The sequence below is a fragment of the Calditerrivibrio sp. genome (assembly GCA_026415135.1).
Taxonomy (GTDB): Bacteria; Chrysiogenota; Deferribacteres; order Deferribacterales; family Calditerrivibrionaceae; genus Calditerrivibrio.
In genome coordinates, this window is record JAOAHS010000028.1 from 22,571 (window position 1) to 38,493 (window position 15,923).

Consider the following 15,923-nt stretch of genomic DNA (forward strand, 5'->3'; position numbering starts at 1 on the left):
AGTTACTCCCAACTAAATTCTTTTTTACCATTTATAATTCTCTTAATTCTATTTTTCAACTCTTTTCTATCTATTCCCTGAATACCCTCAATCCGTTCGTAATTATTCCTTAAAGGTTTAGATGGGAAAATCGTTATATTATCGCACACTATTAACGCCTCATCTATATCGTGGGTAATATAAATAAACGAAGAATTTATCCCTTTAATAAAGTGCTTAATTATAGACACCAAATTGATCTTTGTTAGATAATCAAGATTACCAAATGGTTCATCCATAATAATCAGATCGGGAACCACAGCTAAAGCCCTCGCTATTTCTACTCTCTTTTTCATACCTTTGCTTAGAAATTTTGTTTTCTTATAGGCATATTCCTTCAAACCCACCATCTCCAAACATTCTAACGATCTTACCTCATCCCTACAAACATATTGAACATTTTTAAGTGCAGATAGATTTTCTATCAATGAATCCGATTGTAAAACGACCCCCACCTTAACAAAATTTCTTATAACATCACCAGCATCAGGGGATATTTTTCCCAATATGATATTCAGTATTGTAGTTTTACCGCAACCACTTTCGCCCAAAATACCCTCAAACTTCCCCTTATGAAAAGCCAGGGTCAAACCATCTATAATATTGTTTTTTTTATCATAACTAAAAGAAATGTTATTTAAATGTGCTATATCCATTTTTTAAACCTGATAACAATTTTCTCCAGTATACTCTGGAAAAAAACACCAGTCAAAACTATCAATATAATATAGCCAATCACCTCATCCATATTAAAACTAACCTTTTTTTCCACCAATTTATACCCCAATCCATTCATGCCAGCAACAAACTCAGCCATCACCATAACCTTAAATGCAAGGGAAAAGGACATATTGAATATCGGTGGAAAGCTTTCTACCAAACTAGGCAAATAAAAATAAAAAACTCTCCTTATAAAAGGTACACGAAATATATCAGAGATCTCTATGACATGTTTATCTGCCTGTTTTAACACTGACATAAAAGCTAAACCCATTGTCGGCACCAAAGATACTATAATTGTCATCATAACTGTGGGTGTCCCTATCCCAATAAAAAGCATAAAAAAAGTAAGAAAGGCTATATTCGGCACTTTCAACATCGTGGAAAATACTACTAATAGACCTTCAGATATGTTTCCCCACTTTTCCGACAGAAGGGCCATCACAAGAGATAGGAATAATGATAAGATATAAGCTAAGATTAACCTATAAAAAGAATAGGCTATAGTCTTTACCAGTTCTATATTCAACATTTTAATGGTCGTATAAAAGGTTTTTAAAGGGGTAGGTATCAAATACTCAGGAGTAAAATAACTACACACCTGCCACAAAATTAAAAAAAATGCTAATAGAAATATCTTTATTTTCATTCATCGTATTCAAATTTAAGCCTACCACTTTTTAATGCTTCTTCAAGGGCTGCATACGGAAAATCTATATTAAAGTACTTCTTAAAATTAGCATTAAATATCTTTACAGTCTCATCTGGATTGCTGTTTATGAATTGAACAGATTTTTTAAGTGCTTCTTTCAATGCTTTGTTTGTGGTTTCATCTTTGCTAAGGTAAGCATTTATAGGGTACCTGTATGATTTATCATAAAGACTTAATACATCGTATACATAAAAAGCTTTATTCATCCCTTTAAGCTTCAAGACCACATTACTTATATGGGGCTCAGGTAGCAAAATAGCATTAAAGTCACCCTTTAAAAAAAGTTGTACAGCGATCTGTAGATCTGTGTAAGTTGGTTCGTTTTTGAGATTTAGTTTTTTAAAGAGTATATCAGGAGAGCCACCTCTAAAAGAAGCTACTATCTTTTTTGATTCAAGGTCGTTTTTATCCTTGATAGGCTCTACAGTAATTATGTGTATCGCTCTACTTATAGTGGAACCTGCGTATAAAAAACCTGTATCTTTAGCAATTCTCTGGGCAGCTTCATAATTTACTGCTATAGCATCAGCTTTAGAAGCCCTGAGGACTCCAATAAGTGCAGACACATCCCCCGTAACGGGCACAAACTCACCAGTAAGATAGCCCTTTTCCAGCATTACAAAAATAGGAATTATATTTGGATTAGCTAAAGATGCTATCTTCATAGAATAAGCTGATGGTAGAAAAGAGATAAAAAGAAAAAGAATCACAAAAATAACTATTTTTTTCATACAACCACCTAAGATAATCCTGGAATAACTTTTTTCATTATAGCCTTAATTTGCTCTTTTGTCAAACTCTTATCATTAACAAGAAGATCTATTACATTTAGCACACATTCGCAATCTATATTCATCTGTTTTGCTACCCAGATTTTTTCTGAGGATGTCTTAGTGGCTCCCTCTTCTTCTAACAACAGCTCTTCGTACAGTTTCTCCCCTGGCCTCAAACCTGTAAACACTATCTGGATATCTTTATAAGGCTCTAAATTGGATAATCTGATCATTTCTTCAGCCAATTTCAATATTTTCACTGGTTCACCCATATCAAGCAGGAATATCTCCCCACCTTTACCCATCCCACCTGCCTGCAAAACCAATTGGACAGCTTCTGGTATCGTCATAAAAAACCTTGTCACTTCTGGATGGGTCACTGTAACTGGACCTCCATTTCTTATCTGTTCCCTAAAAATGGGGATAACCGATCCATTACTACCAAGCACATTCCCAAATCTTACAGTAATAAATTGGGTTTTAGATGACTTTTGTAGTGTCTGTATGTAAAGTTCTGCTAACCTTTTTGTAGCTCCCATTATATTTGATGGATTTACTGCTTTATCTGTAGATATTAAGATAAACTTCTCTACGTCAAATCTATTTGCGAGATCTGCCACTACTTTTGTACCAAAGATATTGTTACTTATAGCTTCATCATAATTTTCTTCCATCATAGGAACATGCTTGTAGGCTGCAGCATGGATAACAATATCTGGTCTATGCTTATTGAAGATACCCTCCATCTTACTCACATTTCTGATATCTGCCACAATTGAACTGAGATTGTAATTCAAAGGATTGGCTTTTAGACTATTTTCAATATAAAAAAGTGGCGTTTCTGCACAGTCTAATATTATAAGATTCTTCGGTGAATATTTAGATACCTGCCTTGTTATTTCACTACCAATACTCCCACCAGCACCTGTAACCAGAATAGTCTTTTCTTTTATATATTCTTCTATCTCAGACAACTTAAGTCTGATTGGAGCTCTGCCCAAAAGATCCTCTATTTGCACTTCTCTAACCCGGCTTACCGAAAGCTTCCCCTCTAAGAGTTCTCCAAATCCTGGAATTATTTTATACCTTGCCTCCGACTCCCTACATTTTTCCAAGATCTTTTGCATCTGATCAGATGTAGCAGATGGGATCGCAATGATCACCTCATCTATCTCATCATCCTTAACGACTACCGGAATATCTTCTATCCTACCGATCACCTGGATACCCTGTATATACGTTTTCAGTTTTGTAGCATCATCATCCACAAACCCTACAACCTCTGCTTGTAATCTTTCATTTTCCCGTATTTCCCTTGCTATCATCTGTCCAGCACTACCAGCACCAACAATCAAAACCCTTTTCTTAGTTAGGTTCTTCCCTAAGAACTTTTCATAGCTTTCTTTGAAGATTCGGGGAGATATCCTGAGTAAAAAGATAAACATTGTAAAAAGAAAGAAGTCTATAATAAAAGCTGATCTGGGCATTTTATAAAATCGATAGACAACATAAAAATATAAAACTATAATAATTGTCGAAAAGATACTTGCCTTTATTATATTTATAGCATCATAGATTGAAACATATCTCCACCAACCCCTGAAAAAATTAAAATACCAAAACACAGCCATTTTGGTAAAGATTATAAAAGGTAGATGTTTGATGAGTTCTTTGTAAAAATCAGACGGAATGCTGAACTCAAATCTTAACAAATAGGATAAAAATATCGAACATCCCGTCAAAAAAGCAAAAACTACTACCGCTATTATTTTTTTTGTATTCATCAAACCTTAATCTACTTTCACCCTAAACGCCCTTGCATGGGGGAAATTGTTATAGATCTCTTCAAAAAGGTTTTTATCATAATTACCCAGCAGGTACATCTGATTAAAATTAGACCTAAACACCTTATCTGAGATTACGTATGATCCTATTATGTTGTTATTTAGCGCTATCAACTGAACATTTATATCCGACATATGAGGGTACTCCTTTAAATGGGCTACCTGACCATTCTTAGAAATAATAAACCTTTTTATAGGCACCTGTTTGTTGATCAGTCCAGTGTCAAGATCTAATATTGCATTTTGACATTGCAATATCTTACCATCAAATCTACTACAGTTTAACTCCTGATAACCCTCCGATTTTGTAACTTTTTTTTCAAAATCCCAGTTTCCAAAAAACGCAAGAGCCCCAAATTTTCCTACCATATCATACGTATAGAGAACAAATATGTTGCTATTTTTAGGTTTACCGGTATAATTCATCAGATCTTCTACAACAGCATTAGCCGATTTATTGTCATCCAGAATCTTGTTTATACCTTTAAACTTAAGATTATCGATGGCACTAATAATTGCATACATCTTTTTCTGATCAGTCTCCACAAAAGCTTTTGCAGAAAAGTAGCTCCTATCAGCACCGTGTGCCCCACCATCGTGATACACTGCAAACTCACCTATATCCATAAGGGCATACCCGAAATCCCACCAGGTAAATACTGGAGAGCCCTTTGGAAGTTTTTCTTTAATATCTAAAAAGCTATTCTGAATCGGTATAGGTATAGATGGTGGTAGTACTAAATTAAATGCCGTAAGGTTATTTGCAGAGATGAAAAAGATAATATATATGAATACCGGCACTGAAATATCTACAATTCTTTCGTTTGCTTTTAAATATTTCACCAAATGATATATAGCCATAAAAACAATATACCCCAATCCGGCCCCTGCAAGGGGTGCAAAAAACATGGAAAACCTATTACCAGAAAAGAATGCTAACATACCAAGTGCCAACAATGGCCAAAGGGGTATCATCTGCTTAAATCTGTGTATGAAAGCTACCAATACGCCTATAATGCCAACAGCTGCTACTTTTGGATTGCCGAGAATCATATTTAAAATCTCCCCATAACTCCTCTTGTTGGATTCAGATATGGTCTCCATGATGTTTGGCCAAGAGATGTTTGCAAGGGTAAGCTCAGTTTTGTGAAAGTATCCGGTCTTAAAAACAAAATCAAAAAGATTACCAAGACCAAGAAGAAAATACCAAGGGTTTGATAAAAGGATATATATCCCCAAGAGAATGACAATATCCTTTACTCTAAATCTATTTACAAAGAGGTATATAACAAACACACCTGCATACACCACAGCAAAACCATAATGTTGATACCACCAGTGCAAAAGAAGCATCGATATACCAGCTAACCCTGTGTACACATACTGTTTCTTTTTATCTTCAGTTTGGGCAACCATCAAAAAAAATAACCCAACAACTATAGGGAAAAACAGCAACAAACTATCAGTATCCACCCTCCCGTTGCAGGATCTGACGTAATAGGCGTAGCTAAAAGTCCCAAATAGCCCACCAGCTATTCCAGCAAGCCCAAGACCTATCCTGTAGAAATATATCGCAAGGGGTATGACAAACATACTTGAGAGTATAGGTATCATGTAGATACCCGCCATATATATATTTCCATTTAAAAACCATTTGGATACTTTTTCTAAAAGAAATACTAACAGCGTTGGCAATGATGGGAAAGGTTCGTTATCTGGATATGATTTTAATGGATCTGTAACGTTGTCACCAAACTTACCATTTCTATATTCCTTAGCAAGCCTTGTCCAGTAATAGGCATCCAAAGTGGTCATTGATATTCTACCATCTTTTGCATAAGTAACCTCTTTTTGTTGATTCCAGATGGAAAGTTGCCAATACCTTTTATAAGTAGATATGCCAAAGGTAACAGCAGTAAAGACTACAAGAATCACAAGTGATATGGAAATCTTTTTCATACTTCCCCCTATCATTTAACTCTATATATCCTCATTATTGGAAAGTTATCATACACTTTTTCGAAATATTTGTCATCATATTTTCCAAAGAAAAACATCTGATTAAAATTTGTTTCAAAAACATCTTTGGGTAACATATAAGAGTAAAAAGTGGTATTACCTTTTCTTACAATCTGGATGATTTTGCCTTCATTAGAAAACTCGTAGGACTTCTCTAAACCATTCTCATTTAAGATATAGATAGAACTAATCTGTTCATCACCGTAATAACCGTTTTTAAGATCTACATTCTCTTGATTACACTTTATACTATCATTGAAGTAATAACAATCAATAAGCTCATAGTCTGAATATATACTGTTTCTTCTATGAAAATCCCACTTTGCGAAAAAATCTATACCATCATACTTATATACCATATCATAGCTCATGACAACCAATACATTTTTCTTCTTTAAAGGTGCATCATACGATTTAGCTTCCATAACTACCCTATCGATATCTAAACCACCTTTCTCCAAGAACATAAACCCTTTATTGTCGAAATAGCTAATGATATTCCTAAGAACCTTTTGATTGTTTGAGGCTAACCCACAAGCGGTAAAATAAGCTCTACCCTTTCCCTGTATCCCACCATCATGAACTGTAGCAAAACCACTGAGATCCTGATATGCATATCCAAAATCCCACCAGGTCCAAGCAACCGGCAATTCCCCAAATCTGCCTTTAAGATCTAACATCGTCCTTTGAATATCCACAGGTATTGAGGGCTTCGGCTCATATTTTATTCCAGAAAAAAAGCTTATAATCACTACTGAACACAACAAAATTAAAATTACAGATACAGTCTTTGAAAAAATCATGGCATAGTGATCAAAGAGCATTAAGATGTTATAAGTTATATGTTTGATCAATGTAAAAAACAGATAGCCCAACCCCGCATATATAAAAGGTGAAAGATACATAGTAAATCTATTCCCAGATTTAAAGGATAAAAGTCCAAGTAAAAGAATTGGAAGAGATGGGATGATATCAACCTTTGCCCTCAAGATCAATATCCCTAATCCTACAAACCCCAAAAGCCCAATATAAGTATTACCTGCTGAATACAAAAGTATAGTTTCCCAATCCAGCTTTTGTGTCTCAGATATAAAATCAGCCATATTAGGCCATGGGATGAGATCATGCATCACTTTACCAGCAAGATATTTGGATCCGTAAACAAAATATATTATATTGTCCAAACTCTTCAAAAAGTGAACAGGGTTTGCAAATACCACATATAAAGAAAGCAGCAAAACAATCTGATATAAAGGTACCCTTTTTAGAATTAAGTAGACAAGGAATACCACACCAAAAATCAACAATAAACCTGGATAATAATACCACCACATATAAAGATAACCTGTCACCCCAAGAAATACTGCCGATATATATCTCCTAAACCCTACTGTTTTAGGTGTCAGATAAATGAGGTAACTTATCATAAAAGGGAAAAAAAGGTTTAAACAATCCGTATCCACCCTACCTAAAAATGTTCTGTAAAAATAGGAATAACCAAAGGTAGTAAGTAAAGTAGCCGCAATAGCAGAAGCAGTAGAAGCAACACTATGGAAGTACAGAAAAACAGGTAATATAAAAAAACTGGATAAGATTATTACAAGGTATATACCACTGTAGTAAACATTATTTACATACCTATTTAGGATATTTATCATGTGAACAAGCAGGGTATTAGCCTCATCTTTTAGTTTATAGGGATGATCCGGATACCCCCTGTATAGATCTGGTTCCTTATCATCCATTATGTTATCAAGAGATTTCGCAAGCCTTATCCAATAATAACCATCTAATGTTGTCAAAGATACTGTATCCCCCACAAAATAATGTTGATTTGATTTTTGCCATTTTAGTAGCTGATAGTACCTAAAACCTGATGATACAACCATCAGCACCAATATCAAGAGTATCGTAAATAAGCCCCTTTTCCTCATTATACTCCCAAGATTCTACTTATTGTTTTAAAGACTATTTTTAAATCTGTTATGAACGAGAAATCATCGATATATACTCTGTAAAGTTCAATCTTTTTTGGTAGCACCTCTTCTATATACCCTTTTTCCACATCATCGTATTTTGCCATTATCTCCTCTTCGTTTCTATATTGAAGTGTCGCATAATCGGTTATACCAGGTTTTATAGAAAGTATGGCTTTATACTCATCGATAAAAAGGGTTACATATTTTTCCACCTCAGGTCTCGGCCCCACTATACTCATATCGCCAATCAGTACGTTAAAAAACTGAGGTAACTCATCCAGCTTCCACTTTCTCAAAAAAGCCCCTACCTTAGTTATTCTCGGATCCCGCTCTGCAGTTACTAATGGACCAACCTTATCAGCATCCTGTATCATGGTTCTAAATTTAAAAAGTTTAAACTTTTTAAAATCTTTACCCACCCTATCTTGCTTGTAAAACACAGGCCCCTTTGAATCCATCTTGATCAAAAGGGTTATAACTAAAAATAAAGGGGATAGCACCACTAAAGCAAACATCGAAAATATTATATCAAAAAGCCTCTTCCCATGCTTTTTATAAAAGCTATTTCCCAATTATTTTTACCTCTTCCTCGAGTACTACACCAAACTTTTCGAAGACTTTTTCTTTTACAAAAGATATAAGTTTCTTTATATCGCTACTGGTGGCATTACCCATATTTATGATAAAATTTGCATGTTTTTCAGATACCTGTGCTCCACCTATGGTATACCCCTTTAAACCGCACTCCTCTATGAGCTTACCCGCATAGGTACCAAACGGTCTTTTAAACACAGAACCACAGGAAGGATATTCCAATGGCTGTTTTTCCGATCTTCGTTTCAAGATATCTTCTCTTATTTCACCCAAAGGTTCTTTTTTCTTATTCAATAAAAATGATACCGAAAGCACTATCTCATCTTTCAATGAGGTTTTTCTGTACTCAAAAGCTATATCATCCCTGTACAGCCTTGCGATAACACCACCTTTTAAAACATCCACAAAAGCAACAGTATCCTTAACCTCACAGTCAAAAGCTCCAGCATTCATAAAGATTGCTCCCCCCACAGTTCCTGGTATACCGGAGAGGTTTTCAAGACCTGATAAGCCATAAGCCACAGTAAAAGCTACCAGATCATCCAAAAGAACACCAGCACCACATAAAACAGTGCATCCATCAAGTACAGTATATCTATTGAGGTTTTTCGTGGAGATAACAATACCATCAAACCCTTCATCGTCAAAAAGCAGGTTTGTTCCTCTACCTATAATAATCTTTTTTAAACCTTGTTTTTCTGAAAAATCCAGCACAAAACGCAGCTCATCACTGCTTTTGGGTGCAGCAAAGAACCTTGCTCTACCACCTGTTCTATAGCTATTGTGTTTTGACAATGGTTCATTTGCTATTATCAGACTATTTAAATCGAGCATGCTTTATAGACTCCCCACAACCACAAGGAGATTTACTTTTGATAGTAGAGATATTTTTTATTATCTCCCTTATATACCTCTCACTCTTTTTCACATTTTCCACAACCTCTGCCGTAGTCAGTATATCCCTACTGATTCCTGCAGCATAGTTCGAAACGATGTTCACAGCAGCATAACATATCCCAAGCTCCCTCGCAAGTGCCGCTTCTGGGCATAACGTCATCCCCACCACATCAAATCCCAACCTATTAAACATCTTTATTTCAGAAGAAGTTTCCAATCTTGGACCATTCGTACATACATAAGTACCTTTACTATGAAACCTACAACCAACCTCCCCTATAATCCTTATCAGTTCACCCCTCAACGATGAACAGAAGGGCTCTGTAAAATCAATATGGAACACATCACCCACGTCAGAATAAGTAGACTCTCTACCATATGTAAAATCCACCAAACCATCCGGAATTAAAAGATCACCCGGTTCCAAAACAGTATTAATACCCCCTACCGCCGAAAAAGCCAGAATAAAATCCACACCAAGTTCATAAAATCCATATATGTTTGCTCTATAGTTTATTTTGTGTGGGGGGTATTGATGATTATCACCATGTCTACCTATGGAATATATCTCATTCTCTGAGGATAGATACCTTTTATAGCTACCAGAAGGGGCACCATATTTCGTCATGACGGGGATAGACTCCACAAAACTAAACCCTTCTTCCACCAACAAGCCTGTACCTGTTATGATACCTATCTTCATACTTTCCTCCAGATTATTTAGGTCTTGGAAGATTCCAATTTCTCCATATTGCCAATAACCGCAGCAAAAATACAAGAAGTATAGAAACAAATAATACTATGGCGTTTTCACCTATTAAGTTGTGCATCAAAAGAAAAGCGATACCACCAAGTAGTGAAGCCGAAGCATAAACCTCCCTTTTAAGCACCAATGGTACTTCACCCTGTAAAACATCCCTAATCATCCCACCAAAAGTCCCAGTCATCACCCCCATAAAAACAGAACCTATAAACCCTATCTGATAATCTATACCCACCTTTACCCCTATTACCGTAAATACTCCAAGCCCTAATGCATCCATAATCAAAAGGGTATTATACCCTTTTTCAACTTTTCTGTAGAAAAAGAAAACAAACACAGCAGATAAAAGTGATAAAAAAATATAATTATAGTCCCTGAAAATAAAAGGGGGTATTCTACCCACAAGTACATCCCTTATCGTTCCCCCACCAACTGCTGTAACCAAACTCAATACAAATATGCCATACAGATCCATCTTTTTTCTTACACCTGCAAGGGCACCACTGATGGCAAAAGCTACTGTCCCAACAAGATCTAAGATATAAAGTAAGTTATTCATAACTTTTCTAAAGTGATACGCCTGTCAAAACTTGACGTCAGTTTCTCATCGTGGGTAACCATTATAAGCGTCACACCTTCCTCTTTTAGTTTATGAAATATCTTCATGATCTCCAATGTATTTGCACCATCCAAATTACCCGTAGGCTCATCTGCCAAGAGTATTTCCGGCTCATTCATTAAAGCTCTTGCTATAGCAACCCTCTGTTGTTCTCCACCTGAGAGCTCTGCCGGATGATGATGATATCTATCTTTTAACCCAACTTTATCAAGAAGAAACTCAGCATGCCTTAGGGCTTTTGCAATCGGAACCCCAGATATCATAGAAGGCATGGCAACATTTTCTATAGCATTAAAATCATTCAATAAATAATGAAACTGAAACACAAACCCCACTTTTTTGTTACGATAGCTATCCAAATCATAACCTTTTTCAAAAATATTATCACCCTTAAAAACAACTGTACCACTATCTGGTCTATCAAGGCCACCTATGATGTGCATTAGAGTTGATTTCCCTGAGCCTGATGGACCAGTGATCACTATCGATTCCCCCTTTTCCACACTTAATGAAAAACCAGAAAGTACATTTATGATGTTATTCAATTTTCTATAAGTTTTTGATAAATAATTTATCTCTAACAATGCCATTATTCATTCCTCAAAGCTTCTATTGGATCCATCTTAGCCCCTTGTTTTGAAGGGTAAAGGGAAGATAGATAGGTAATCATCAAAGCAGCTACCGTTACTAAAGCAAATACCTCTGGCACTATCTCAACGGGTATCTTATCCATAAAATAGACATCCTTAGGTATAGAGATTATCTTATACTTTTTTAAAACAATACAGATTATAAGCGCCAATATATCGCCAAGCAATGTTCCGATCACACCGATAATGAGCCCCTGCTTGATAAAAACCTTTTGAATAAACTTCTCAGAAGCTCCCATTGCTCTTAAAATAGCTATGTCCCGTCTTTTATCTTTAACAGTCATCGTTATCAAACTTATAATATTAAAAGAAGCAACAATAACTATAAGAGTCAACACAACAAACATAGCAGCCTTTTCCAGCTCGAGAGCAGAAAAAAGGTTTTTATTCATACTCAACCAGTCCCTTGCCCAAAAAGGGAAACCGAGCTTTGCTGCAATCTCCTTTGCTATTTTTGATGCGTTATTGAGATCATCCACCTTAACACTAAAACCTGTAACCGTATCCCCTAACTCGAAAAATTTTTGAGCTGATCTTATATCGATAAACGCAAGGCCATTGTTGTAATCGTACATCCCAGAATCAAAAATCGCTACAACGTAAAACTTTTGCATCTTTGGTGTAAAGCCGAAAGGACCTTTTTTCCCAAAAGGGGAAACCATAACCACCTCATCGTTCAACCTCACCCCCAAAGTCATGGCAAGATCTTTGCCAAGTACAATACCAGTTTTGTTATCATATTCAAAGGTTATTTTGTTAAAATCTCCAGCGGTGATAAACTGTTTTATATTTATAGATTCTGCTTCTTTCTCGGGAATCACCCCCCTTAACATCACACCACTGACATTAGTAGGACCAGTCAAGAGCACCTGACTGAATACAAAAGGGGAAACACCTATAACACCCTTAGCACCCCTTATCTTTTTTTCCACCTTCTCCCAGTCTGCAATAACACCTGTATCCACCCTATTGACAATAATATGGGAGTTTGCACCAAGAATCTTCTCTTTTAAGTTATTCTCAAATCCTGTAAAAACATTGGTCACTACTATCAGCGTAGCTACCCCAAGCATTATGCCTATCACTGCAATTGCAGAGATAAAGGAGATGGCTCTTGTTTCCTTTTTTGACTTTATATATCTTAAGGCAATAAAATTTTCTAATTTCATCTTAAATAACTATTCCCACTCTATAGTTGCAGGTGGTTTTGAGCTTATATCATAGACCACCCTGTTTATACCTTTTACTTCATTTATTATCCTATTTGAGATCTTTGCTAAAACGTCATAAGGGATCTTAGCCCAATCTGCTGTCATACCATCAACACTCGTAACAGCTCTAAGTGCCAACACATGTTCATACGTTCTTTCATCACCCATGACACCCACAGACTTCACAGGTAGAAGGACTGAAAAAGCCTGCCAGATATCTCTATACAATCCGGCCTTTTTTATCTCTTCTATAAAGATATGATCCGCTAATCTAAGTAGATCCAATTTTTCCTTAGTCACTTCCCCTAAAACCCTTATAGCCAGCCCAGGGCCAGGGAATGGATGTCTATGGACTATCTCTTCCGGAATTCCAAGTTCCAACCCCACCTTTCTTACCTCATCCTTAAAAAGCTCCCTTAGTGGTTCTATCAATGTAAATTGCATATCCTCAGGTAATCCACCAACATTGTGATGGGTTTTAATGGTTGCCGATGGACCCTTAAAAGACACAGATTCTATAACATCAGGGTAAAGGGTCCCTTGTACCAAGAATTCGAAATCACCTAACTTTTTAGCTTCCTCCTCGAATATTCTTATGAAAAGATTACCTATTATCTTGCGTTTTTTCTCCGGATCCTCTACCCCCTTTAAAGCATCGAGAAACCTTTTTTCAGCATCAACATAAACAAGATTTATCTTAAAGTAATCCCTAAAAGTCTTTTGCACCTGCTCAGCTTCCCTATATCTCAATAAACCATTATTGACAAAAACACAGGTAAGATTATCCCCCACCGCCTCATGGATTAATACCGCAGCCACAGAAGAATCAACTCCCCCACTTAAGGCACATAATACTTTTTTATCCCCCACCAATTTTTTTACCTTTTCTATTTCGGTATGTATAAAATTACCCGGCGTCCAGATCTGTTTACAACCACAAATATCAACAACAAAATTTCTCAACAGCTGATCTCCTTGATCGGTATGTACCACCTCAGGATGAAACTGAATTGCATAAATCGGCTTTGTTTTATGTTTCATGGCAGCTATTGGAGCATTGTCCGTCCACCCTATCACCTCAAATTCAGCAGGTATTTTCTCAAGCTTATCTCCATGACTCATCCAAACCGTTAATCGGTTTCCATGTAGCTCTAAATTTTCGAAAAAAGGATCATTTTTTACATAAAGCTCACTTCTACCATACTCCCTGTGCTTGGCAGGAGCTACAACCCCACCAAAAAAATGACACAAAAGTTGCATACCGTAACAGATACCAAGCACAGGTACATCCATATCAAAAACTCTATTATCACAAACAGGTGCATCTTTATCATAGACAGAAGAAGGTCCACCAGAAAGAATAATACCTTTTGGGGAAAAAGCCTTTATTTTATCATAAGGAACATTGCATGGGTATATCTCACAATAAACCCTCTGCTCCCTTACCCTTCTTGCTATCAACTGTGTATATTGGGAACCAAAGTCAAGTATAAGTATCTTTTCAGCATGTATATCCATAAAGAGCCACCTATGTAGTAATCCAGTAGTTTGGTGCTTCCTTGGTAATAATCACATCATGAACATGGCTCTCCCTGAGCCCTGCATTGGTGATCCTGACAAACTTTGCATTCTTCATAAGCTCTTCTATTGTAGAGCAACCTGTATAACCCATCCCAGATTTTAAACCACCTACAAGCTGATAAATTGTATGGCTCAAATCCCCTTTGTAATGGACACGACCCTCAATCCCTTCTGGGACGAATTTACTTTCCATTTCAGTTTCACCTTGAAAATATCTATCTTTGCTGCCCTTTTTCATGGCGCCCACAGAACCCATACCCCTGTACACCTTGTAACTTCTCCCCTGATAAAGCTCAATCTCTCCGGGGGACTCGGTGGTACCTGCCAATAATGACCCTATCATAACAGAATGAGCACCAGCAGCAATAGCTTTTACAATATCTCCAGAATACTTAATACCGCCATCTGCTATAATGGTTACCCCTACTTTTTCTGCTGCTTCAGCACAATCCATAATGGCAGTAATCTGTGGAACCCCAACACCAGCCACAACCCTCGTGGTACATATCGATCCTGGCCCTATACCTACCTTTACACAATCTGCACCAGCTTTAGCAAGATCTATAACAGCCTCCCCAGTTGCCACATTACCTGCAACTATCTGAAGTTCTGGGTAGTTTGATCTTATCATCTCTACCGTTTCTATGACCTTTTTAGAGTGACCATGGGCAGTGTCCACAACAATAACATCCACACCCTTTTCCACCAATGCAGCAACCCTGTCTTTTGTGTCAGGGCCGGTACCCACGGCTGCACCCACCATAAGCCTACCCAATTTGTCTTTTGTGGCATAGGGGTATTTAAGCTTCTTATTGATATCCTTTATGGTAATAAGCCCTTTTAGGTTGTAGTTATCATCCACAACGAGGAGTTTTTCAATACGATGTTTTTGCAAATGCTTTTTAGCCTCCTCCAAACAGGTACCAACAGGAACTGTTACCAGATTTTCTTTGGTCATATAATTATCTATGGGTTCGTTATACTTATCCACAAACCTGAGGTCTCTATTGGTGAGAATACCAACCAACCTGTTATTCCTGGTCACAGGGATTCCAGATATTTTATATTTTGCCATAAGTTTTAAAGCATCTTCAACAGTACTACCTGCCTCTATAGTTATAGGATCCACAATCATACCACTCTCAGATCTTTTTACCTTATCCACTTCTTCAGCCTGTTCTTCTATACTCATATTTTTATGGATAAACCCTATACCACCCTCTTGGGCCATAGCAATTGCCATCTTCGCCTCAGTAACCGTATCCATCGCAGCACTAACAATTGGGATATTTAGGGTTATTTTTTTTGTTAGCAATGTCTTTGTACTAACCTCGTGGGGTAAAACACTACTCTTAGCTGGAATCAATAACACATCATCAAATGTTAGAGCTTCTTTAACAATTTTACTCATCAAAAGACTCCTAAATAGTATTTGGCTATCTAATACTATTATCAAATTTCAGAAATAAATGCAATAGTTTGTGTCCCTACAAAAAAATTCATTTATTAAACAAAATTATTC

General features: G+C 36.6%; 14 protein-coding genes. All 14 read right to left on the reverse strand.

Annotated features, from left to right (window positions below):
- Window positions 1–2: 2 nt before the first annotated feature.
- The 14 genes from N3C60_05115 to guaB all read right to left on the reverse strand — a co-directional run bounded on the left by N3C60_05115 (window position 3) and on the right by guaB (window position 15,815).
- The gene (locus tag N3C60_05115) at window positions 3–695 is read right to left on the reverse strand and encodes an ATP-binding cassette domain-containing protein (GenBank protein MCX8084284.1); all 693 of its coding nucleotides are present in this window, start codon (window positions 693–695) and stop codon (window positions 3–5) included.
- On the reverse strand, window positions 686–1,291 hold the full coding sequence (locus N3C60_05120; GenBank protein MCX8084285.1) for an ABC transporter permease subunit: 606 nt from the start codon (window positions 1,289–1,291) through the stop codon (window positions 686–688). Before N3C60_05120 ends, N3C60_05115 begins: the two co-directional genes overlap by 10 nt.
- A gap of 113 nt (window positions 1,292–1,404) precedes the next feature.
- Window positions 1,405–2,202, reverse strand: coding sequence for a hypothetical protein (locus N3C60_05125; protein MCX8084286.1), 798 nt, complete (start codon window positions 2,200–2,202; stop codon window positions 1,405–1,407).
- Between the two features lie 8 nt (window positions 2,203–2,210).
- Window positions 2,211–4,028, reverse strand: a complete 1,818-nt coding sequence (locus tag N3C60_05130) for a polysaccharide biosynthesis protein (protein ID MCX8084287.1) — start codon at window positions 4,026–4,028, stop codon at window positions 2,211–2,213.
- Between the two features lie 6 nt (window positions 4,029–4,034).
- Window positions 4,035–6,047: a dolichyl-diphosphooligosaccharide--protein glycosyltransferase subunit STT3 gene (locus N3C60_05135; GenBank protein ID MCX8084288.1), complete on the reverse strand. Its 2,013-nt coding sequence runs from the start codon at window positions 6,045–6,047 to the stop codon at window positions 4,035–4,037.
- An 11-nt stretch (window positions 6,048–6,058) separates the two neighbouring features.
- Window positions 6,059–7,996 carry a hypothetical protein gene (locus N3C60_05140; GenBank protein ID MCX8084289.1) on the reverse strand — a complete coding sequence of 646 codons (1,938 nt, stop codon included), beginning with the start codon at window positions 7,994–7,996 and terminating at the stop codon, window positions 6,059–6,061.
- Window positions 7,997–8,040: 44 nt separating this feature from the next.
- Window positions 8,041–8,658, reverse strand: coding sequence for a sugar transferase (locus N3C60_05145; GenBank protein MCX8084290.1), 618 nt, complete (start codon window positions 8,656–8,658; stop codon window positions 8,041–8,043).
- Complete coding sequence (gene murB / locus N3C60_05150; protein MCX8084291.1) at window positions 8,648–9,514, reverse strand: UDP-N-acetylmuramate dehydrogenase; 867 nt, start codon at window positions 9,512–9,514, stop codon at window positions 8,648–8,650. Before murB ends, N3C60_05145 begins: the two co-directional genes overlap by 11 nt.
- Window positions 9,498–10,280, reverse strand: a complete 783-nt coding sequence (locus N3C60_05155) for an S-methyl-5'-thioinosine phosphorylase (protein ID MCX8084292.1) — start codon at window positions 10,278–10,280, stop codon at window positions 9,498–9,500. The genes murB and N3C60_05155 overlap by 17 nt, the downstream gene beginning before the upstream one ends.
- Window positions 10,281–10,293: 13 nt before the next feature.
- Window positions 10,294–10,899, reverse strand: a complete 606-nt coding sequence (locus tag N3C60_05160) for a trimeric intracellular cation channel family protein (protein ID MCX8084293.1) — start codon at window positions 10,897–10,899, stop codon at window positions 10,294–10,296.
- The gene (locus N3C60_05165; GenBank protein MCX8084294.1) at window positions 10,896–11,549 is read right to left on the reverse strand and encodes an ABC transporter ATP-binding protein; all 654 of its coding nucleotides are present in this window, start codon (window positions 11,547–11,549) and stop codon (window positions 10,896–10,898) included. Before N3C60_05165 ends, N3C60_05160 begins: the two co-directional genes overlap by 4 nt.
- A complete protein-coding gene (locus N3C60_05170; GenBank protein ID MCX8084295.1) occupies window positions 11,549–12,778 on the reverse strand; it encodes a lipoprotein-releasing ABC transporter permease subunit in 1,230 nt (409 codons plus the stop codon). Before N3C60_05170 ends, N3C60_05165 begins: the two co-directional genes overlap by 1 nt.
- Window positions 12,779–12,787: 9 nt before the next feature.
- Complete coding sequence (guaA, locus tag N3C60_05175; protein ID MCX8084296.1) at window positions 12,788–14,338, reverse strand: glutamine-hydrolyzing GMP synthase; 1,551 nt, start codon at window positions 14,336–14,338, stop codon at window positions 12,788–12,790.
- 10 nt (window positions 14,339–14,348) lie between these two features.
- Window positions 14,349–15,815 (reverse strand): IMP dehydrogenase, encoded by a 1,467-nt coding sequence (guaB, locus tag N3C60_05180; protein ID MCX8084297.1) that lies wholly within the window; start codon window positions 15,813–15,815, stop codon window positions 14,349–14,351.
- Between the last annotated feature and the right edge of the window lie 108 nt (window positions 15,816–15,923).